Annotated in this window: 21 protein-coding genes; 9 read left to right on the top strand and 12 right to left on the bottom strand. The window is 71.0% G+C overall.

Annotated elements, in window-relative coordinates:
- Positions 1-11: 11 nt before the first annotated feature.
- Together EKH77_RS18490 and EKH77_RS18485 are read left to right on the top strand one after the other, a co-directional pair.
- On the top strand, positions 12-224 hold the full coding sequence (locus EKH77_RS18490) for a hypothetical protein (protein ID WP_126915446.1): 213 nt from the start codon (positions 12-14) through the stop codon (positions 222-224).
- A 112-nt stretch (positions 225-336) separates the two neighbouring features.
- Entirely contained in the window at positions 337-807 is a 471-nt protein-coding gene (locus EKH77_RS18485; protein WP_126915445.1) for a hypothetical protein, read from the top strand.
- A 48-nt stretch (positions 808-855) separates the two neighbouring features.
- Here the strand turns inward: EKH77_RS18485 and EKH77_RS18480 are convergent, their stop codons facing one another.
- Positions 856-1,473, bottom strand: a complete 618-nt coding sequence (locus tag EKH77_RS18480; RefSeq protein ID WP_164737816.1) for a L,D-transpeptidase — start codon at positions 1,471-1,473, stop codon at positions 856-858.
- 202 nt (positions 1,474-1,675) lie between these two features.
- On the opposite strand from EKH77_RS18480, the gene EKH77_RS18475 reads away from it, so the two are divergent.
- The gene (locus tag EKH77_RS18475) at positions 1,676-2,665 is read left to right on the top strand and encodes a helix-turn-helix domain-containing protein (RefSeq protein WP_126915443.1); all 990 of its coding nucleotides are present in this window, start codon (positions 1,676-1,678) and stop codon (positions 2,663-2,665) included.
- On the opposite strand, the gene EKH77_RS18470 is transcribed toward EKH77_RS18475, so the two are convergent.
- Genes EKH77_RS18470 through EKH77_RS18460 form a run of 3 tightly spaced genes read right to left on the bottom strand, consistent with a single transcriptional unit; the run spans position 2,626 to position 3,886 of the window.
- Positions 2,626-2,823, bottom strand: a complete 198-nt coding sequence (locus EKH77_RS18470; protein ID WP_346429062.1) for a DUF397 domain-containing protein — start codon at positions 2,821-2,823, stop codon at positions 2,626-2,628. The two genes, EKH77_RS18475 and EKH77_RS18470, sit on opposite strands and share 40 nt — an antisense overlap.
- Before the next feature lie 2 nt (positions 2,824-2,825).
- A complete protein-coding gene (locus tag EKH77_RS18465) occupies positions 2,826-3,023 on the bottom strand; it encodes a DUF397 domain-containing protein (protein ID WP_126915442.1) in 198 nt (65 codons plus the stop codon).
- An 11-nt stretch (positions 3,024-3,034) separates the two neighbouring features.
- Positions 3,035-3,886: a helix-turn-helix domain-containing protein gene (locus EKH77_RS18460; protein WP_126915441.1), complete on the bottom strand. Its 852-nt coding sequence runs from the start codon at positions 3,884-3,886 to the stop codon at positions 3,035-3,037.
- 209 nt (positions 3,887-4,095) lie between these two features.
- Between EKH77_RS18460 and EKH77_RS18455 the strand changes: the two genes are divergently transcribed.
- On the top strand, positions 4,096-4,584 hold the full coding sequence (locus EKH77_RS18455) for an ATP-binding protein (protein ID WP_126915440.1): 489 nt from the start codon (positions 4,096-4,098) through the stop codon (positions 4,582-4,584).
- Positions 4,585-4,601: 17 nt separating this feature from the next.
- Here EKH77_RS18455 and EKH77_RS18450 read toward each other — a convergent pair whose 3' ends face one another.
- Positions 4,602-5,249 (bottom strand): hypothetical protein, encoded by a 648-nt coding sequence (locus tag EKH77_RS18450; RefSeq protein WP_126915439.1) that lies wholly within the window; start codon positions 5,247-5,249, stop codon positions 4,602-4,604.
- Positions 5,250-5,738: 489 nt separating this feature from the next.
- On the opposite strand from EKH77_RS18450, the gene EKH77_RS18445 reads away from it, so the two are divergent.
- Positions 5,739-6,911, top strand: coding sequence for an LmeA family phospholipid-binding protein (locus EKH77_RS18445; protein ID WP_126915438.1), 1,173 nt, complete (start codon positions 5,739-5,741; stop codon positions 6,909-6,911).
- Between the two features lie 111 nt (positions 6,912-7,022).
- Here the strand turns inward: EKH77_RS18445 and EKH77_RS18440 are convergent, their stop codons facing one another.
- From EKH77_RS18440 to EKH77_RS18405, 7 genes are all read right to left on the bottom strand, one after another.
- A complete protein-coding gene (locus tag EKH77_RS18440) occupies positions 7,023-8,426 on the bottom strand; it encodes a sensor histidine kinase (protein WP_126915437.1) in 1,404 nt (467 codons plus the stop codon).
- Positions 8,423-9,160, bottom strand: coding sequence for a response regulator transcription factor (locus tag EKH77_RS18435; RefSeq protein ID WP_126915436.1), 738 nt, complete (start codon positions 9,158-9,160; stop codon positions 8,423-8,425). The genes EKH77_RS18440 and EKH77_RS18435 overlap by 4 nt, the downstream gene beginning before the upstream one ends.
- Before the next feature lie 72 nt (positions 9,161-9,232).
- Positions 9,233-10,213, bottom strand: a complete 981-nt coding sequence (locus EKH77_RS18430) for a S1C family serine protease (protein ID WP_126915435.1) — start codon at positions 10,211-10,213, stop codon at positions 9,233-9,235.
- A 115-nt stretch (positions 10,214-10,328) separates the two neighbouring features.
- Entirely contained in the window at positions 10,329-11,351 is a 1,023-nt protein-coding gene (locus tag EKH77_RS18425; protein WP_126915434.1) for a LacI family DNA-binding transcriptional regulator, read from the bottom strand.
- 24 nt (positions 11,352-11,375) lie between these two features.
- On the bottom strand, positions 11,376-12,194 hold the full coding sequence (locus EKH77_RS18420) for a response regulator transcription factor (RefSeq protein ID WP_126915433.1): 819 nt from the start codon (positions 12,192-12,194) through the stop codon (positions 11,376-11,378).
- A 506-nt stretch (positions 12,195-12,700) separates the two neighbouring features.
- Positions 12,701-14,599, bottom strand: coding sequence for an ABC transporter ATP-binding protein (locus EKH77_RS18415; protein ID WP_126915432.1), 1,899 nt, complete (start codon positions 14,597-14,599; stop codon positions 12,701-12,703).
- 176 nt (positions 14,600-14,775) lie between these two features.
- Complete coding sequence (locus EKH77_RS18405; protein WP_164737815.1) at positions 14,776-16,509, bottom strand: ABC transporter ATP-binding protein; 1,734 nt, start codon at positions 16,507-16,509, stop codon at positions 14,776-14,778.
- 145 nt (positions 16,510-16,654) lie between these two features.
- Between EKH77_RS18405 and EKH77_RS18400 the strand changes: the two genes are divergently transcribed.
- The 4 genes from EKH77_RS18400 to EKH77_RS18380 all read left to right on the top strand — a co-directional run bounded on the left by EKH77_RS18400 (position 16,655) and on the right by EKH77_RS18380 (position 20,356).
- Entirely contained in the window at positions 16,655-16,948 is a 294-nt protein-coding gene (locus EKH77_RS18400) for a MoaD/ThiS family protein (protein WP_126918144.1), read from the top strand.
- 10 nt (positions 16,949-16,958) lie between these two features.
- A complete protein-coding gene (locus EKH77_RS18395; protein ID WP_126915431.1) occupies positions 16,959-18,155 on the top strand; it encodes a hypothetical protein in 1,197 nt (398 codons plus the stop codon).
- A 242-nt stretch (positions 18,156-18,397) separates the two neighbouring features.
- Complete coding sequence (locus EKH77_RS18390) at positions 18,398-19,108, top strand: LmeA family phospholipid-binding protein (RefSeq protein ID WP_126915430.1); 711 nt, start codon at positions 18,398-18,400, stop codon at positions 19,106-19,108.
- A 405-nt stretch (positions 19,109-19,513) separates the two neighbouring features.
- Entirely contained in the window at positions 19,514-20,356 is an 843-nt protein-coding gene (locus EKH77_RS18380) for a sulfurtransferase (RefSeq protein ID WP_126915429.1), read from the top strand.
- Positions 20,357-20,367 lie beyond the last annotated feature (11 nt).

Here is a 20,367-nt window from a genome sequence, read left to right as displayed (position 1 = left end):
GAGGAGACCCCATGAAGCGCACCTTCCGCCGCGCCCTCACGACGGCCGCCGCCACGGTCCTGCTGGGCCTGGGCGGCGCGGCCCTGGCGACCCCGGCCCACGCGGAGGTGGACGCGAACGTGCTGGGCGGTACGGTCACGGCTCTGGCCGACGGCGTCCTGACGGCAGGCGTCTTGGGCAATCCACTCCTCCAGTTGCCCAACCCGGTCGAAGGCGTGGTCTGACCCTCGGGTAGCCGATGGCCGGATCGGACGGTCCGGCCTTGCCGAGGGCGCGGGACGGACACATGATCACTGCTCGTATCGAGTCGCTCACCCACAGGACTGGAGACGAGACGTGTCATCCCGCATCGCGTTCCGCGCCCTCGCCGCGCTCGCGGCGACGGCTGCCTTGAGCCTGCCCGTCGCCCAGGGCGCGTCAGCGGCGACGCCGCCGGCGCGCCCGACGGCGAACACCGTCGTGGACGAGAACCCCTTCCGCTGGATGGACCTGGACGGCCTGCGCGCCGAGTACCGGTTCATGTGCCCGGCGGGGCACTGCGTCGGGTACTGGTCGCTGGTCCTGACGGACGAGGTCGCGCGGCGCCCGTACAGGGGCGGCGAGTTCTTCGTCTACGCCCCGGCGACGGGCGAGTTCGGCTTCTTCCTGGACACGGACATCGCGACACGCACGGTGCGGCATCCGCGCCAGGTCCGCCTCGTGGACAGCGACTTCACCCGCTCCCACCCCCGCTTCGAGGTGCGCTACGGGGACCCGGCCCAGCCGAAGAAGGCACGGGTCGTGGCGACGGCCACGATCTGGATGTAGCCGCCGCCCGTCCGGCTCCGGCAGGCGGTCCGGCCCGCCGGAGCCTTGTCAGCCGACGACCTTCAGGGTCCTCGGCCATCCGTTCTTCTCGAACCACCCGTACATGTCCTTGATGTGGTCCGGGCGGAGCTTGATGCAGCCGTTGGAGTTGTAGTCCTTCACGCCGTCCCAGCGCTGGGACTCCGGTCCGCCCCGACCACCGTCGCGGGTCATCTCGCTGTGGATGAAGAGATCCTTCCGCGCGGTTTTCCCGTCCTTACAGGTCGCGTTGCTCAGGGCGATCGCGTAGCCCTTGATGTCGCCGTTGTGCTTCCTCTCGTACCCCTTGACCGAGTAATCCCCGCTGGGCAGCCAGCCCTTCATGACCCGGCACTCGTTCATGGCGTCCGGCCCTTGACCGGACCCCGCCCGGTACGACTTGACCACCGAGCCATCACGCACCACATAAAGCCTGGAATCCGTGTGGTCCTGCTTGTTCTTCACGAACTTGAGGTAGAGCACATGAATGGGGTGCTTGCCCGCGTGGGTGCCCTTGGCACCCGTGTGGGCGTCCTTGTCGTCGGCCTGCGCGGTGGTCGCGGTCCCGGCCAGCGCGACGAGCGAGGCGGCCGTCAGCGCCGCCGCGGCGGTGCGCGCCACGCGGCGCGTCATGGTGTTCTCCGGCATGCGAATGCTGCTCCTTGAACGAGTGGAAGTTCCGCGGGCCCGGATGATCACGGACCCCGCGACATCCAGAATTCCGGGCCACCGACGGCGGCGACAGCTCCCCGGGGCGGCGCTCCGTCCCGCCCGCATCCCGCCCCCGTCCCGCTCGTTCTCCAGGGCGTCCACCTGCACAAACGTTTGGACTTGGGATGACGGAGGGACCGTGACGGGAGAACGAGACACCACCGGCGACACCACAGCCGGACCCCGCCCCGCGCCGGAAGCGGCGCGAGCGGAGCTCGCCCGGAGGCTGCACGCCCGCTGGAGTGCCACGGGGCTGCCACTGGACCGGGTCGAGGACAGACTCAGGAAGGCCCTGCACGGCCAGAAGGTCAAAGGACTCAGCAAGTCCGCCCTGCAGCGCTACATGTCGACGGACCACACGTCCGTCCCCGACGAGGCGTTACTCGCCGCGTTAGCCCGGATTTTCGAAGCGTCGGACGACGAGCTCGAGGAATGGTACGCGCTGCAAAAACAGGCGCTGATCGCCCAGCGGCAGCGGCGCTACCAGCGCCCACCGACGCCTGCCGCCGCCCCCGAGGCACCCGGCGAATCCCCGTCATCGCCGGAACGACCCAGTCGCCGGCGGCGGCTCCCCACGACCACGGCCCTGCTGTCCGGCGGCGTCGTGACAGCCACCATCGCGGTGGTGGCCACCGCCCTCGCCCCATCGGAGCGGGACAGTTCCAGGTCCCCCGCGGAGACCGCCGCCCGAGTCGCCACCTCGGAACGGCCCGACCTGGAACGCGGAACCCTGGGCGAGGACAGCCGGTGCAGCGCCCCGTTCCCGGGCCCGGACGCCGTCACCTGGCGCGTCTGCGCGCGGGTCGAACCAGCGCGGATCACCTTCGCCCTCAAGCTCACGAACCGGGGATCCGCCGACACGCGTGTCAGGACACGCCTCCAGTACGTACGGGCCACGGTGTTCCACCCCTGCACCGGCGCCCCCGACACCCGCACCCTGCTCATTCCGGCAGGCAAATCCCTCCTCACGGACCCCTCCGAATGCGGGGCGGCGCGGGCTGAGACGCCCTTCGCCTACCAGGGCGTGGGCTGGGTGCTACCCGAGCACGCCACATCGGGCACGTACAAGCTCTCCCCGACGGCCCACGTCTACCCCGACCGCACCATCTGGCAGCCCGATCTCGTCTGAACCGTCCGTATCAGCGCGCGCAGTGACGCGGGAGCGACGACCAGGACGGTGCCCGGGTCGTCGCTCTCCCGTAACCGGAGGGTGCCGTCTCCGACGGCCGCTATGTTCAGGCAGTTCGAGGCGGTGCCGCTGTAGGAAGACTTTTGCCAGGCGACCACCGTCAGCGCTCCCCTCTCACAGGCAACAGCCCTGCCTTGGCGGCCCGTATCAGCGCACCAAAGGACGCGGCGGCGGCGATGAGGACCACCCCTGGGGAGTCGCTCTCGCGTAGCCGGAGAGCGCCATCGCCAGCGGCCGCTACGTTCAGGCAGTTCGCCCCTTCATGACTGTATGACGCCTTCTGCCAAACGGATCCCATGAGTGGACCTCTCACAGTTCCTTCCCGATGCGGTGGATGAGGTCCCGGGACTCGACGGGGCCAAGGCCGCACGTCTCCATGCGGTCCAGGACCATGCGGTACCGCGACAGCTGGGCTTCTGCGTCCAGGAACTGACAGCCGTGATCCGCATCGAGCTGCACGGTGTCCAGCTGGGCCAAAGGCCCGCAGGCGTAGACGATCGGCTGCCCCGAGCCGGGAAAGAACCCGCTCCCGAAGGGGACGACCAGGGTCTTGATGTTGTCCCGTTCGCTCATCTCGATGAGGTACTTCAGCTGAGCACGCGCCGTCGACGAGCCGCCGTACCCCATCCGAAGCGCCGACTCGTGGATGATCGCGGTCAACGAGGCCAACCGCCCTGGCGCCAGGATCGCTTGGCGTCTGACGCGGAACGACACCCGGTGTTCGACTTCGTACTGCTCCAGCGGAGGCACGGTCGCGTTGAACATCGCCCGAGCGTGATCCGTCGTCTGCAGCAGTCCGGGAATGTGCATGAGCCCCGCAACGCGCATCACCGACGTGTGGTGCTCCAGCTCCGCGAGATCGAGCAACCCCGCACCGAGTACCTCCCGGTACTCCTCCCACCACCCCCGTGTGCGACCACCGGTCATACCAGCGAGCGCCTCGACGAGTTCGCGGTCCGCGCAGGTGTAGTTGCGCGCCATCGCGCGCACGCGATCCGCACCCACCGCGTAGCGGCCGGCCTCGATGTTGCTGATCCTCGACTGGTTGACGCCCAGCAGCGCCGCCGCAGCGGACGTGGACAGGCCCGCTCTCTCGCGCAGCTTGCGCAACTCCCGTCCCAGTCGTTGCTGCCGCAAGGTTGGGCTGGCCGTTGAAGCCACCGGCACCCTCCTGGTTGCCAACCGTCACCCACACGAGGGGCGTTGGCCCCTATATCGACGGACGAGTGGAATATAGGCCATCGCCGGCCCTACCGTCTCACCCAAGCCACTCCCCACGCGGCCCGCCGCGAACGCGGAAGCGCACCGCCCTGCCCAAGGGGCGGCATTGACACCGCGCGGCAGCGAAAACCTCCCCGTAAGGAGCCACCATGGCAACCGTATCGCCGGAGAACCGCTGGTCCTACTCGCTCACCCTCCCCAACGATCCGCGCTCCGCGCGGGTCGCGCGGATCACGTCGCGCGGGGCGGTGGAGACTCACGGCATGGGTGAACTCGCCGATGACACCGAGCTGGTGGTGAGCGAGCTGGTCACGAACTCCTACCTCTACTCGGACGGTCCGATCGAGGTACGGCTGAAGTACGTGGCCGACGACCGGCTGCGGATCCGCGTCTGGGACCGGAACCCGGAGATCCCGTTGGCGTTCGAACGGCCTGTTCGGTGCGGCAAGGGCCTCATCCCGGAGATCGATCCGGAGGCGAGCCGGGGCAGGGGCCTACGGATCGTCCGGCTCTGCGCCGACAACTGGGGCAGTTGGTCGGGCAGCGCGACGTATCCCGGGTTGCAGGGGAAACTCCTGTGGTGCGAGGTGAGCCCGGCATCCGTGCCGTTCGCCCTCGTCGCGACGGCGGCGGTATAGGCCGAAAAGACGTCGCGTCACTGCGCGTTGATGACGCTGCGGCACGTTCCGAAGGCATCGCCGCTCTTCACCGAGCCCTCCCCGAACGCCGTGTTCAGCGCTGCCGCGAACTGCGGGGTGACGCTCAGCGCGATGGTGAAGGGAATGGTGACCTTGGGCGTCGGCATCAGTTCCAGTTGCGGTGACAGCGAGCCCGACGGGACGTAGGTGAAGGCCGGGGTACGGGAGCCGGCCGGATCGGCGGGGGTTCTGACGAGGAACGTCAGCACGCCCTGGAGAAGGTTCTCCGCGCTGCTGGGGATCTCGGGGTCTGATGCCTCGATCACGTTTCCGGCCCCGTCCCGCAGCGAGAATCCGCCCTTCGCCTCGTTGACGACCGTGATCGCGCGTGTCAGAGCGGCCGGATCGGCGGCCAGCGACGGAAGGTCCCCCTCCCCCGCGATCTCGATCCTCGCCGTGCCGTCCGTGGTGGCGAAGGCCCCCGAGGAGGCGCCCGGTGTCAGCGGGGCGAAAACGACGCCCGGCTTCCGCCAGGAGACAGCGCACTCACCCGTCGTGCCCTCGGACGTGAGGGAGATCGGGTCGGGCACGAAGGCCGCCCATCCCGTGACCGCGGCGCCGGTGAGCGCGGCGGCCGCGAGGGCGACCACAGCCTTCCGGTTCACGGGACGACGCCTCCTCGGGCTTGGGCTCGGACCACGCTCGCATCCTCGCCCCGGCGGGAATCCCCCGCATCCGGCAGCCGCCGTTGGGATGACCGCTGTCCGAGTCATCCGGTGTCGCACAGGTCGCGTGATCGTCGCGACTCCCCCGAGCGCGTGCCATGGGGATCACGCTAGAGGGCTTTGTCGGCCACCGGGAAAAACCCCGGCACAACGGCCGGAAACCGCCCCGATTCCTGCGCGTATTCATGCTAAGACTCGCGTTCGAAAATCCCGCCAAGAATGCGCCAGTACCGGCGGTAGCCCTTGCGATCACCGTCCTCGGCCGTGGTGGGATGTGGTGATGCGAACCCCCACACGCATGCCCGCCCGTCCCCCAACCCCTATGAGGAACTGGCGCAACTCGCCGATCCGGAGCCGCCGTACGACGAACCCGACGAGCCGCCCCTCATACCCGCGATACCCGCCGATCCGATTGCCGCTCCTTCCGCAGTGCCTTCCGCCGGTCCCGGCGACAACCGGCCGTCGGCCCCGCCCGGCCACCGCCGCGCCGGGCGCCGTGGGAGCCGGCGCCGACGCGCGAGGCGCCGCGCCCGTCGGCAGACCCGGCAGACCCGGCAGCGGTGGACGCCCAGCCCCCTCCGGTTCCTCCGCCGCGTCGTCAAGCTCCTCCTCTTCGTCACCGCCGGCGCCGCCCTCCTCTTCCTCGCCGACCGCTGCGCCGCGATGTACGCGGAGAAGAAGGCCCAGCAGCAGCTCCAGCAGGCGCTGCGGCTGACGGCCGAACCGCAGGTCGACATCAAGGGCTTCCCGTTCCTCACCCAGGTGGCCGCCAAGCGCCTCGACCGCGTCGACGTCACCGTCCCCCACGTCGCCGCCGACCGCGTGACCCTGGCGCGGGTACGGGCGAGCGCCCGCGACATCCGGCTCACCGGCAGCCTGCCGACCACCATCCGGGGCGCCGTCATCGGCGACCTCAGCGGCGAGGTCCTGCTGGCCTTCGCCGACATGGACCGGGAACTCGGCGCCTCCCAGGTCAGATTCCGCGACCTCGGTGGCGATTCGATCGGCGCCCTGGGCCGGCTGAACGTCGCCGGGCAGGAGCTGATCGTCCGGGCCCGGGCGCATCTGCGCCGGGACGGCGGGCGCGCGATCACCACCGAGATCGACGGGATGAGCCTCGACCTCCCCCACGTCGCCACCTACCGCCCCGGGGGCCAGGGCCCGGACGACCCCAGAAGCCTCGTCCTCCACCGCGAGGCCGCCGAGCGGATCGCCAAGGACGCCGGCCGGGTGAAGGCTCTGTTCTCCGTCCCGGCGATCGTCGAGCGGCTCGGCGTGCCGGAGGAGGCGGTGGAGGCCGCGCTGGGCAGCGAGGAGCAGCTGCGGGAGGTGGCCGGGACGCCCCGGTTCGTCGACGGGCTCACCCGGCTCAACCTCGTCGACGTGCTCGTCGACCACCCGTGGCTGCTGGAGAAGCTGGGCATCGACCCCGGGCTGCTCACCGCGCTGACGCGGCTCCAGCCGCCGGAACTGGCGGACCGGTTCTCTTTTTCATTCCGGATGCCTCCGGAGGCGGATCGGTTGCGGCTGCGTGCGCTGACCGTCGGGGCGGACGGGATTCGGGCTGAGTTGTCGGCGACCGGGCTCGCCGTTGGCGGATAGCCCGTATTGCACCTGCGGGCCGGTGGGGGCTTGTCGCGCCCGCGCGGCGGCAGCCGCAAATCGACACTGCCCCGCGCCCCTCACGGGGCACCCCCTTGCGGGGCGTCTCCCCTACAGGGCGTGCGGCGGCTCCGTCGCCGCGCCCGGCAGGCGTACGCTCGCCACCGTGCCGCCGCCTTCGGCCGCGCGGAGGGACACCTCGCCGCCTGCCTGCCGGACCGTGCGGGCGACGATCGACAGGCCCAGGCCGCTGCCCGGCATGCCGCGTGCCGACGGGGAGCGCCAGAACCGGTCGAAGACGTGGGGGAGTTCCTCGGCCGGAATGCCGGGTCCCTGGTCGCGAACGGTCAGTTCGCCCTTCACCAGACGGACCTCGATCACACCACCCGCAGGGCTGAACTTCACCGCGTTGTCGAGGAGGTTGACCACCGCCCGCTCCAGCGCGGCCGGCTCGGCGCGGACGAACCACGGGTCGAGCTCGGCGTCGACGGTGAGCCCGGCACCGCCGGCCCGCAGCCGGGCCCGCTCCACTGCTCGTCCGGCGGCCTCGTGGAGGGCGACCACCTGGAGCGGGCCGCTGTTCTCCGGGCCGTCCGGGCGGGACAGCTCCTGGAGGTCGCCGATGAGCTCCGCCAGCTCCGTCATCTGCGCCTTGACGCTCGCGAGGAGCGCCTTCCGGTCCTCCGGGGGGATCGCCCGGCCGGTCTCCTCGCTCCGCGCGAGCAGGTCGATGTTGGTGCGCAGCGAGGTCAGCGGCGTCCGCAGCTCGTGCCCGGCGTCGGCGATGAGCTGCTGCTGCCGGTCCCGGGAGGAGGCGAGCGCCTCGGTCATGGAGTTGAACGAGCGCGACAGGCGGGCGATCTCGTCCTCGCCCTCGACGGGGATGCGCACCGCGAGGTCGTCCGTGCGGGCGATGTGCTCGACGGCGTCCGTGAGCCGGTCCACGGGCCGCAGCGCGGCGCGGGCGATCCACAGTCCGGCCGTCGCGGCCAGGACCACGCCCACGCCGGCCGTGAACACCAGGACGAGGGCGAGGGAGTTGAGGGGCTTGTCGGTCTCGCTGAGCGGCTGGGCGATGGAGACGGCCGTGTTCGGCAGCTGTTCGCTGCGGTACGTCGAGACGCGCATCTCGTTGCCGTCGGTGGCGACGCTGTCGTGCAGCGCCTCCTCCAGGCGGCCGTCGGCGACGGCCAGGTCGACGGCGGTGACCCTGATGGGGGACTTGCCGGGCATCGTGCAGACCAGCCCACTGGCCGTGACGACCTGCACGGTGTACGAGCCGGGGGCCGGGGGCAGGCCGGGCGGGTTGGCGCCGCAGCCGCGCACCAGGGCCTGGACCGAGCGCTCGTCGAGGCGCTTGCTGGTCAGGGTGGTGTCGCGCTCGCTGCCGAGCTGTTCCTTGGTGACGAACCAGCAGGCCCACGCCGCCAGCGCCACCGTCACCGCGCAGGCGGCGGCCGTCAGCAGGGCCAGCCGGGAGCGCAGCGGGAGCCGGCGGAATCTGGTCGCGATCATTCCGTGCCGCCGTCGGCCCGCAGGACGTACCCGACCCCGCGGACGGTGTGGACGAGCCTGGGTTCTCCCCCGGCCTCGGTCTTGCGGCGCAGGTACATCACGTACACGTCGAGGGAGTTGGACGACGGCTCGAATTCAAACCCCCAGACGGACTTGAGGATCTGCTCGCGGGTGAGCACCTGGCGGGGGTGGGTCAGGAACAGCTCCAGCAGGGTGAACTCGGTCCGGGTCAGCTCCACGCGCCGTTCGCCCCGGGTCACCTCGCGCGTGGCGAGGTCCATGCGCAGGTCGCCGAAGGACAGCGTCTGCGAGTCGGTGTCGGCGGGCGCGGCGGAGGCCGCGTAGGAGCTGCGGCGCAGGAGCGCGCGGATGCGGGCCAGCAGCTCGTCCAGCTCGAAGGGCTTGACGAGGTAGTCGTCGGCGCCGGCGTCGAGGCCGGTGACGCGGTCGCCGACCGTGTCGCGGGCGGTCAGCATCAGGATGGGGACGGTCACTCCGGAGGCGCGCATCCGGCGGGCGGCCGTCAGGCCGTCCATCCGGGGCATCAGCACGTCGAGCACGATCATGTCGGGGCGGTGGGCCGCGACCCGTTCGACCGCGTCCAGCCCGTCGACGGCCAGCTCGGTCGCGTAGCCCTCGAAGGCGAGGCTGCGGCGCAGTGCCTCGCGCACGGCGGGCTCGTCGTCCACGATCAGGATGCGGGCGGGCGTCTCGCCGTGCTCGGCGGGGCTCATCGGCGGTACCTCACGGTTCTCACTGGGTGGCAAGGGTGCGTCTCTCCTCAGCCTCGCACGCCCATGGGTTTCTCAGTGGCCACTGCCGCCCGCTCGCAGCTTGGCCAGGTCGGCCTTGACCGTGTTGACGGGGATGGCGAAGCCGAGGCCCACGCTGCCGGCGGTGTCACTGGAGCCCGCGTTGTACATGGCGGAGTTGATGCCGATGATCTCGCCGTTCATGTTGATGAGGGCGCCGCCGGAGTTGCCGGGGTTGAGGGAGGCGTCGGTCTGGATGGCCTTGTAGGTGGTCTTGGAGGAGCCGGTGTCGCCGTTGTACTGGTTGCCGCCGAACTCGAAGGGCCACTGGGAGAAGCCGCGCTGCTGCTGGCGCTGCTGGCCCTGGTCCTGGCCGCCGCCGCCCTGGCCCTGTTCCTTGGCGACGGTCACGTCGCGGTTGAGGGCGGAGACGATGCCGCTGGTCACGGTGCCGGTGAGGCCCTCGGGGGAGCCGATGGCGACGACCTGGTCGCCGACCCTGAGCTTGCCGGAGTCGCCGAGCTTGGCGGCCTTGAGGCCCTTGGCGTCCTGGATCTTGATGAGGGCGAGGTCCTTGCCGGGGTCGGTACCGACGACCTTGGCGGTCTTGGACGTGCCGTCGCTGAGGCTGACCTTGACCTCGTCGGCGCCGGCGACCACGTGGTTGTTGGTGATCACTTCACCGTCACCGGAGACGATCACGCCGGAGCCGGTGGACTGGCCGGAGGCCGTCGCCGCCTTGATCTCCACGATGCTGGGGCTGACGGCGTTGGCGACGGCCGAGACGCCGCTGCCCTTGGCGGAGACGTTCTGGACGGGCGTCGACTGCGCGCTGTCCCCGCGCCCGCTCGTCAGCTCCCCCACGAGCGCCGCCGACCCGCCGCCGACCACGGCCGCGACGATCGCCGCGGCGGCGAGCAGCGCGACGGGGCGACGGGCGCGGGTGCGGTGGGATGCGGGGTATGGCTGCGCCGGCTCCGCGAAGTGGGGGTGCGGGGGGTATGCCGGGGGTGCGGGGTACTCGTTGTCCGTCATGACTATGACTGTGCGCTGTCATCATGAGAGGAGTCTGAGGACGGGCTGAGAAGGGGTGCAGAACCCTGTTCACCCGGCATAAGGACCGCCGGGGGCACCCGGGGGCACCCCGTGGTCAGCCGCAGCCGCAGGAGCGGCGGATCACCAATCGCGACGGGAATTGCTTGAGGCGTTCGCGGCGGGAGCCGGCGAAGCGGAGGCCGTCGTCGAGGACGAGGTCGACCGCCGAGCGGGCCATCGCCTGGCGGTCGGAGGCGACGGTGGTGAGGGGCGGGTCCGTGAGGGCCGCCTCCTTGACGTCGTCGAACGCGGCCACCGCGAGCTCGCCCGGCACGTCGATGCGCAGCTCGCGCGCGGCCCGCAGCACACCGATGGCCTGGTCGTCGGTGGCGCACATCAGGGCCGGCGGCCGGTTCGGGCCGGCGAGCAGCTCCAGGGCGACCTTGTACGCGTCGTAGCGGTTGTAGGGGGCCGGGAAGAGCCGGCCCTCCAGGGACTTCCCGGCCTCGCGCATGGCGCGCCGCCAGCCCTCGACGTGGTCGGTGACCGGGTCGCCCACGGTCGGCGTGACCTCCGTGCCGCCGAGGCAGGCGACGTACGGGTGGCCGTGCTCCAGGAGGTGGCGCGTGGCGAGCTGGGCGCCGCCGACGTCGTCGGTGACGACGGCCACGTCGTCTATGGCGTCGGGCCTGCGGTGCATCAGGACGACCCGGGCGTCCCAGGCGTCGATCTCCATCGCGGCGGTCTCGCTGGGGCCCTGGCTGATCAGGATCAGGCCGGAGACGCGCATGCCCAAGAAGGCGCGCAGGTAGTGCACTTCGCGCTCGTCGAGGTAGTCGGAGTTCCCGACGAGGACCATCTTCCCGCGCTCGGCCGCCGCCTGCTCGACCGCGTGCGCCATCTCCGCGAAGAAGGGCTGGCGCGCGTCCGGGACGATCAGGCCTATGAGGTCCGTCCGTCGTGAGGCCATCGCCTGGGCGACCCGGTCGGGCCGGTACCCCAGCTCCTTGATCGCGGCCAGCACTCGCTCCCGCGTCGCCGGTGCCACCGGGCGCGGTCCATTGTTGATGACGTAGCTGACGACCGCGGTCGACGTCCCCGCAAGCCTCGCCACATCGTCCCGCGTCACCTTGGCCACGCGCGGCAGTCTACGCGGGTCCACCTACCGTTTCACCGGGCGAACGGCCTCGGTTCGGTCACTTCGCCGACCGGCGGAGGAGGTCGTGGAGGAGGGGCTGGAGGAAGGGGCGGGGTCGGTCTTCTCCTTCTCGGCCTTTTCCGCCTTCTCCAGCTTCTCCGCCTTGTCCAGCTTCTCCGGCAGCACGAACCGATAGCCCACGTTCCGGACGGTGCCGATCAAGGACTCGTGCTCGGGGCCCAGCTTGGCGCGCAGCCGCCGGACGTGGACGTCCACCGTGCGGGTACCGCCGAAGTAGTCGTAGCCCCAGACCTCTTGGAGGAGCTGGGCGCGGGTGAAGACCCGGCCGGGGTGCTGGGCGAGGTATTTGAGCAGCTCGAATTCCTTGAAGGTCAGGTCCAGGACCCGGCCCTTGAGCTTGGCGCTGTAGGTGGCCTCGTCCACCGAGAGGTCGCCGGTGCGGATCTCCATCGGGCTGTCGTCCATGGAGATCTGCTGACGGCCCATGGCGAGGCGCAGCCGGGCCTCGACCTCGGCGGGGCCCGCCGTGTCGAGGAGGACGTCGTCGACGCCCCAGTCGGCGGTGACGGCGGCGAGGCCGCCCTCGGTGACGACGAGGAGCAGCGGACAGCCCGGTCCGGTGGAGCGCAGCAGCTGGCAGAGGCTGCGGACGTGGGGCAGGTCGCGGCGGCCGTCGATCAGTATGACGTCGGCCCCGGGGGTGTCCACGAGGGCCGGGCCCTCGGCGGGGGCCACGCGCACGCTGTGCAGCAGCAGGCCGAGCGCGGGCAGCACCTCGGTCGACGGCTGGAGGGCATTGGTCAGGAGGAGCAGGGAGCTCATCGGCCACCACCTGCCCGGTTCCACGTAAGGCACGTACGACCCGTGGGGGTCGCGCCCTCTTCTGGTGCGCTCTCTTGTCGTGCGCTTCGCTCGCCCATTACGTCGGTTCCTCCTCGGTCCCTGCGAGGACGGTTGGGGCACTGCTCGTCGTCCGAATGCACAAAAGGACCCGGGGGCCACTCTGCCCGGATCCTCTCTGCGCAGCAGAATAACCCACCCGACTTTCGACGGCGCGGACGATTTTGCATGAGCTTGTGTTTCGTCGGTCACTTCGAGTGGTCATCGCATCGCACTCTTGACGGTCGCCGGTCGGTACGTCCTGCAGGAACCAGTCTCGCGCACCCGTCGGCCGGCGGGCGGCCGGATGGGGGTGCGCTGCGGCACGGAGGGCGCACAGGAGCGCGCGCCGGGGCACGCGCCGCCGCGACGGCGCGCACCCCCAGGCCGTACAAAGCGCCCGCCGTACGAAGAGCCCGCCATCCAAAGAGCCCGCCGTACGAAAAGCCCTACGCCTCCGCGACCGGCTCCGCGAACTGCGCCTCGTACAGCCGGGCGTACGCCCCGCCCGTCGCCAGCAGCGAGTCGTGGGTGCCCTGCTCCACGATGCGGCCGGATTCCATCACCAGGATGACGTCCGCGTCACGGATGGTGGAGAGGCGGTGGGCGATCACGAAGCTGGTGCGCCCGGTCCGCAGCCGGCCCATGGCCTGCTGGATCAGCACCTCGGTGCGGGTGTCGACGGAGCTGGTGGCCTCGTCGAGGACGAGGATCTCCGGCTCGGCGAGGAAGGCCCGCGCGATGGTTATCAGCTGCTTCTCGCCGACGCTGACGTTGGAGCCCTCCTCGTCTATCACCGTTTCGTAGCCGTCGGGCAGCGTACGGACGAAGCGGTCGACGTGGGTGGCCTTCGCCGCCTCCACGATCTTGTCCATCGAGACGCCCTCGGGGGCGCCGTAGGCGATGTTCTCCGCGATCGTGCCGCCGAAGAGCCAGGTGTCCTGGAGGACCATGCCGATGTGGGAGCGCAGCTCCTCGCGGGACATCTGGGCGACGTCGACGCCGTCGAGCGTGATGCGGCCCCCGTTGACCTCGTAGAACCGCATCAGCAGATTGACCATGGTGGTCTTGCCGGCGCCGGTCGGGCCGACGATGGCGACGGTCTGGCCGGGCCGGACCGTCAGCGACAGGTCCTCGATGAGCGGGCGGTCGGGCTCGTAGCGGAAGGAGACCTTCTCGAAGGAGACCTCGCCGCGCACCCGGTCGGGGCGGCGCGCGTCGGCCGGCTCGGCGGACTGCTCCTCCGCGTCCAGCAGCTCGAAGACGCGCTCGGCCGAGGCGACGCCGGACTGGACCAGGTTAGCCATGGAGGCCACCTGGGTCAGCGGCTGGCTGAACTGGCGCGAGTACTGCACGAACGCCTGGACGTCACCGATCGACAGCGAACCGGTCGCCACGCGCAGACCGCCGACCACGGCGACGAGCACGTAGTTGAGGTTGCCGATGAACATCATCGCGGGCTGGATCAGGCCCGAGATGAACTGTGCCTTGAACCCGGCCTCGTAGAGCTCGTCGTTCTCCTTGCGGAACGTCTCGGCGGACTCCTTCTGCCGGCCGAAGACCTTCACCAGCGAGTGGCCGGTGTACATCTCCTCGATGTGGGCGTTCAGCTTGCCCGTGGACTTCCACTGGGCGACGAACTGCGGCTGCGCCCGCTTGCCGATCCGGGTGGCGACGACGATCGACACCGGCACGGTCACCAGGGCGACCAGGGCCAGCAGCCAGGAGATCCAGAACATCATCGCCAGCACGCCGACGATCGTCAGCAGGGAGGCCATGATCTGGCTGAGGGTCTGCTGGAGGGTCTGCGCGATGTTGTCGATGTCGTTGGTGGCCCGGGAGAGGACCTCGCCGCGCTGCTGCTTGTCGAAGTAGCTCAGCGGCAGCCGGCCGAGCTTCTCCTCGACCTCCTCGCGCAGCCGGAACACGGCCTTCTGGACGACGTTCGTGGCGATGCGGGCCTGGACGAGCTGGAAGAGGGACGAGCCCACGTAGATCAGCGTCGCCCACAGCAGCACGTTGCCGACGGCGCCGTAGTCGATGCCGTGGCCCGGGACGAAGTCGACGCCGGAGAGGACGTCGGCGATCTTGCCGTTGCCCTGCTGCCGTATCCGGTCCAGGACCTGGGCCTTGGTGGCGCCGGCCGGCATCTGGGAGCCGACGACACCGGCGAAGATCAGGTCGGTGGCGTGGCCGAGGACCTTGGGGCCGATGACGGCCAGCCCCACGCTGGCCACGCCGAGCGCCAGGGCGAGGGAGACGACCGCCCGCTCGGGGCGCAGCCGGGCGAGGAGGCGACGGCCGGAGCCGGCGAAGTCCATGGACTTCTCGGTGGGCTGGCCGCCCATGAAGCGGGCCATGCCGACGGCGGGCGCGGGGCCTCTGCGCTGCGGGGCGCCCGGTTTACCGCCCGGTCCGCCGGGGCCGCCCGCTCCGCCCGGGCCGCCCGGTCCTCCTGGTTTTCCGTCCGGGCCGCCGGCGGCGGCGGGCTCGGCGGGCTTCGCGGCGGGCTTCTCGAGGGACGTCACGCCGCCTCCTCCTCGGTGAGCTGGGAGAGCACGATCTCCCGGTAGGTCTCGTTCGTCCCCATCAGTTCGGTGTGGGTGCCCGTGCCGACGACCCGGCCCTCGTCGAGGACCACGATGCGGTCGGCGTCGCGGATGGTCGACACCCGCTGCGCGACGATCACCACCGTCGCGTCCCCGGTCTCCCGCGACAGCGCGGCCCTCAGCCGGGCGTCCGTCGCGTAGTCGAGGGCGGAGAAGGAGTCGTCGAAGAGGTAGATCTCCGGCTTGCGGACCAGGGCCCGGGCGATCGCCAGGCGCTGCCGCTGGCCACCGGAGACATTGGTGCCGCCCTGGGAGATCGGCGCCTCCAGCATCCCGTCCATCGACTCGACGAACGGACGGGCCTGCGCGGTCTCCAGCGCCTGCCACAACTCTTCGTCGGTCGCGTCGGGGCGTCCGTAGCGCAGGTTGGAGGCGACGGTGCCGGAGAAGAGGTACGGCTTCTGCGGGACGAGCCCCACGGCCGCCGACATCGCGGCCGGGTCCAGCTCCCGCACGTCCACGCCGTCGACGAGGACGGTGCCCCCGGTGGCGTCGAACAGCCGCGGGATCAGGCCCAGCAGGGTCGACTTGCCGCTGCCCGTGGAGCCGATGACGGCCGTGACCTCGCCGGGCCGGGCCACCAGGGAGACGTCGCGGAGCACCGGCTCCTCGGCGCCCGGGTAGCCGAACTCCACCGCGCGCAGCTCCAGGTGACCGCGCCCCCGCAGCTCGGTCACCGGGACGGCGGGCGGCGCCACGCTCGACTCCGTGGTCAGGACCTCCTGGATGCGCTCGGCGCAGACCTCGGCGCGCGGCACCATCATGAACATGAAGGTGGCCATCATGATCGACATCAGGATCTGCATCAGATAGCTGATGAACGCCGTGAGCGCGCCGATCTCCATGCCGCCGTCGCCGATCCGGTGCCCGCCGAACCACACGACGGCGATCGAGGACAGGTTCACCACCAGCATCACGGACGGGAACATCAGCGACATCAGCCGTCCCGCGCGCAGCGAGACGTCCATCAGCTCGGTGTTGGCGCTCCTGAATCGTTTCCGCTCGTGATCGTCGCGGACGAACGCGCGGATGACGCGGATGCCGGCGATCTGCTCGCGCAGCACCCGGTTGACCGTGTCGATGCGGGACTGCACCCCGCGGAACACCGGCCGCATCCGCCAGATGATCACGCTCACGATGGCCGCCAGGACCGGCACGATCACCAGCAGCAGCGAGGAGAGCGGCACGTCCTGCTGGACGGCCAGGACGATGCCGCCCGCGCACATGATCGGCGCCGACACCATCAGCGTGAACGCCATCAGGGTCAGCATCTGGACCTGCTGGACGTCATTGGTCGTGCGGGTGATCAGCGAGGGCGCCCCGAACTGCCCCATCTCACGCGCGGAGAAGGACTGGACCCGGTCGAAGACCGCGGCGCGCAGGTCCCGGCCGACCGCCATGGCCGTCCGGGCGCCGTAGTACACGGCGCCGATGGCGCAGACGATCTGCGCGAGGGTCACGGCGAGCATCAGCCCGCCGGTGCTCAGGATATATCCGGTATCGCCCTTGACGACACCCTTGTCGATGATGTCCGCGTTGAGATTGGGGAGGTAGAGAGTGGCGAGGGTCTGAACGAGCTGCAAGAGCACGATCAGCGCGATCGCTCCGGTATAGGGCCGCAAAGACGACCGTAGAAGTCGCACCAACACACAAGAAGCCTATGCGAGCAGCTCTCGATGGGGCCTCTCCTTTACCGGGCGGGGACATGGCGGGCCCGGCACCCGTCATCATGGAGGCGGCAAGAAACCGAAAGGGGTCGCCGTGGCGACGACACACACGGCTCGTCCGGCATCGCTGCCGGCACAGCCGGGACCGGCCGAGCCGGAGCCTCCGGCCGGCACGATCCGGTACTGGGCCGCGGCCAAGGCCGCCGCGGGCACGGCCGAGGAGCCGTACGCCGCGCGCACGCTCGCGGACGCGCTGGTCGCGGCCCGTCGGGCGCACGAGGCGGCGCCGGAGTTCGCGCGGGTGCTCACGCGCTGCTCGTTCCTCGTGAACGGTGACCCCGTCGGCACGCGCGACCACTCGACGGTCCGACTCACCGAGGGCGGCACGGTCGAGGTGCTCCCGCCCTTCGCAGGAGGGTGACCCCGGCAGCATGAGCGAACAGCACCACCGCAATCCCTATGACCCGTACGACCAGCACGGGCAGTACCCGCAGTACGAGCCGCCGCCGCAGGGCTATGGGTCGTACGACTACGACTACGACGGGCAGCAGCAGGCGCCGCACCAGGGGCAGCCGCAGCACCAGCCACAGCACCAGGCGCCGCAGCACCAGCAGCCCGCCGCGTGGCCGCAGCCCCAGCAGGACTACCAGCAGCACGACGAGCCGCACACCCAGACCTGGCAGACGCAGAGCTGGGACACGCACAGCTGGCAGCAGCAGGATCCGGCGCCCGCGTACGACGGGTCGTGGGACCGGGAGCCGGCCGGCTACGAGCCGCCCGCGCCGCTGCCGGTGCCCCGTCCGCAGGGCGCGGTCGTGCCCGCGCCGGTCCCCGGCGAGCTGGCCGAGCGGCCGGCCGCCGCGGTGGCCCCGATGACCGCCGCCGAGAAGGCGAAGGCGGAGGGCCGCCCGCAGATCGTGTCGCCCGGCCTCCAGCCGGCGCTGATCACCGCCGTGCTCGCCGGGCTGCTGGCCGCCGCGGCGCCGCTGGCGCGGCCCGCGCTGGCCGTGCCCGTGGTGCTGCTCCAGGCGGTGACGGCGGCGGGCTGGTTCCGGCTGAACGGGATGTGGCCCGCCCGGCAGGGCATCGCGCTGGCCTTCCTCGGCGGCGTCGCCGCCGACGTCGGGCTGCTGGCCACCGACACGGCCAAGGCGCCGACGGTCCTCCTCGGCACCCTCGGCGTATGGATCCTGCTGGTCGTCGTCCTCCAGCTGCGCAGCCACGCCGGGTCGGACGAGCGGCTCTACGGGCTGACGGCGGCCACCGCCTCGTCGGCCCTGGCCGTCATGGCGGGCGGCCACCTGGCGGCCGACCCGGACGCGGTCGTGATCGGCGCGCTCGGCGTGGCCGCGGCCGTACTGGCCCGCGCCCTGCCGCTGCCGTCGGTCGCCGCGCCCGTCGTCGCGCTGATCGCCGCGACGGGCGCGGGCATCGCGGGCGGCCAGCTGACCGGCTTCGGCCCCACGGCCGCGCTGCTCGGCCTGGCGGCCGGCGTCTGCGCCCTCGCCGGCCTGCGCGTCGCGAGCTACGACTACCCGTCGCGCTTCGTCCACATGACGGCGGGAGTGGCCCTGCCGCTCGCGCTGGCGGCCCCGGTTGTGTACGTGCTGGGCAGGGCCCTGGGGTAGGGGTTCGGGGCCCCGGTCCCGCCCTTTCACCGTTTCCTGGGGCTCCGCCCCAGACCCCGGACCTCAAACTGTCCGGGGGTGCGAGGGGGCGGCAGCCCCGCTCGGAAACGGTGAAAGGGCGGGACCGGGGCAGGCTCCCCCAAACGGTTACAGACCGGTGACGCACGCGGGTCGACACCCGCCCACCCTCCCGGGCTAGGCTCACGGGAAAGCCTGACCAAGAGTGGGGGACGAACGAACCGATGCGCGCGATACGCAGGCTCCTGATCGCCGCCATAATCCTGGCGGCCCTGTTCATCGGCGCCGACCGCGCGGCGGTCTACTTCGCCGAGAACCAGGTCGCCGACAAGATCCGCAGCAGCCAGGGCCTCTCCGGCACCCCGGACGTCTCCATCAAGGGCTTCCCCTTCCTCACCCAGGTCGCGAGCTCCCAGCTCGACGAGGTCGAGATCAAGCTCGACGGCGGTGTCACGGCCGGCGCGGGCGACCGCTCCATCAAGGTGAGCGGCTTCGACGCCACCCTCCACGACGTCCGCGTCAGCAGCAGCTACACCTCCGCCACCGCCGGCCGCGCGAGCGGGACCGCGCACCTCACCTACGAGGAGCTCACCAAGGCCACCGGCGACCCCGACGTCAGCGTCGGCTACGGCGGCAAGGACGCCACCGGCGGCAACCAGGTGAAGGTCTCCGGCAAGGTCACCGTCATGGGCCAGGCGTCGCAGCAGAGCGTGATCTCCACCGTGACGGTCGTGAACGGCGACACCGTCCGCGTCCGGGCGAACGAGGTCCCCTCGCAGGGCATCCCCGGCCTGGAGCGGAAGATCCGCGAGAAGACGGACTTCGACCGGAAGATCACGGGCCTGCCCCGGGGCATCAAGCTCGACACGGTCGTCGCGACGCCGAACGGCGTCGACATCACCCTCACCGGCACCGACGTCAACCTGGCGGGCTGAACCCCCGCGTCCACGCTGCGAGACGCCTCCGTCCGCACGTCAGTCCATTCGGGCTGACGAAAGGGCCGGACGGGGGCCGGCAAGCCCATCGGGAAGCCCGACATCCCACCATGCGAGATCTTTCGTCTCATTATCCGGCACCCCGGTGACAGGGCTCCCGCCCCTCCCTACGATCCCCCTTATGAAGCGACAGGCGGATCTCACCAAGCGGCGGGCAGTGGACCTGTGCCGCGTGGCCGCCATGCTGTGTCGCCGTGTCTGACGGGGCCCGCTTACCGGACCCCTTTCCGGCCCCTCGGCCGCCTCCCCGCACCACCGCTCCACCCGCCGCGCGGTGCCGCACGCGTACGCACCGCGTCCCGCACCGCCCGCCGGCATACCGCAACTGCCCCGGAGGAGATCAGCATGAGCCGCAGTGACGTCCTGGTGGACGCCGACTGGGTCCAGGCCCGCATCGACGAAGGCCACCCCAAGACCGTCATCGTCGAGGTGGACGAGGACACGTCCGCGTACGACAAGAACCACATCAAGACCGCCATCCGGATCGACTGGAAGACCGACCTTCAGGACCCGGTCCGCCGCGACTTCGTCGACCAGGCCGGATTCGAGAAGCTGCTGTCCGAGAAGGGCATCGCCAACGACGACACCGTCGTCCTCTACGGCGGCAACAACAACTGGTTCGCGGCCTACGCCTACTGGTACTTCAAGCTCTACGGCCACCAGGACGTGAAGCTCCTCGACGGCGGCCGCAAGAAGTGGGAGCTCGACTCCCGCGACCTGGTCGCCGAGGTGCCCAAGCGCCCGCAGACCGCCTACCGGGCCCAGCCGCAGGACGCGTCCATCCGCGCCTTCCGCGACGACGTCCTGTCCGCGATCGGCGAGCTCAACCTCGTCGACGTGCGCTCCCCCGACGAGTTCAGCGGCAAGCTGCTCGCCCCGGCGCACCTCCCGCAGGAGCAGTCGCAGCGCCCGGGCCACGTCCCGACCGCGCGCAACATCCCGTGGTCGAAGTCGGCCAACGACGACGGCACGTTCAAGTCCGACGACGAGCTCACGGAGCTCTACCAGGGCGCGGGCGTGGACTTCGGCAAGGACACCATCGCCTACTGCCGCATCGGCGAGCGTTCGGCGCACACCTGGTTCGTCCTCCACGAGCTGCTGGGCCAGGCCAACGTCCGCAACTACGACGGCTCCTGGACCGAGTACGGCTCCCTGGTCGGCGTGCCGATCGAGCTCGGCGCCAACTGACCCTCCGGCCA

This window comes from Streptomyces luteoverticillatus, assembly GCF_003970715.1.
Lineage (GTDB): Bacteria > Actinomycetota > Actinomycetes > Streptomycetales > Streptomycetaceae > Streptomyces > Streptomyces abikoensis.
Note: the sequence above shows the minus strand (reverse complement) of the source record. Positions and strands in the feature narration are given on the sequence as shown.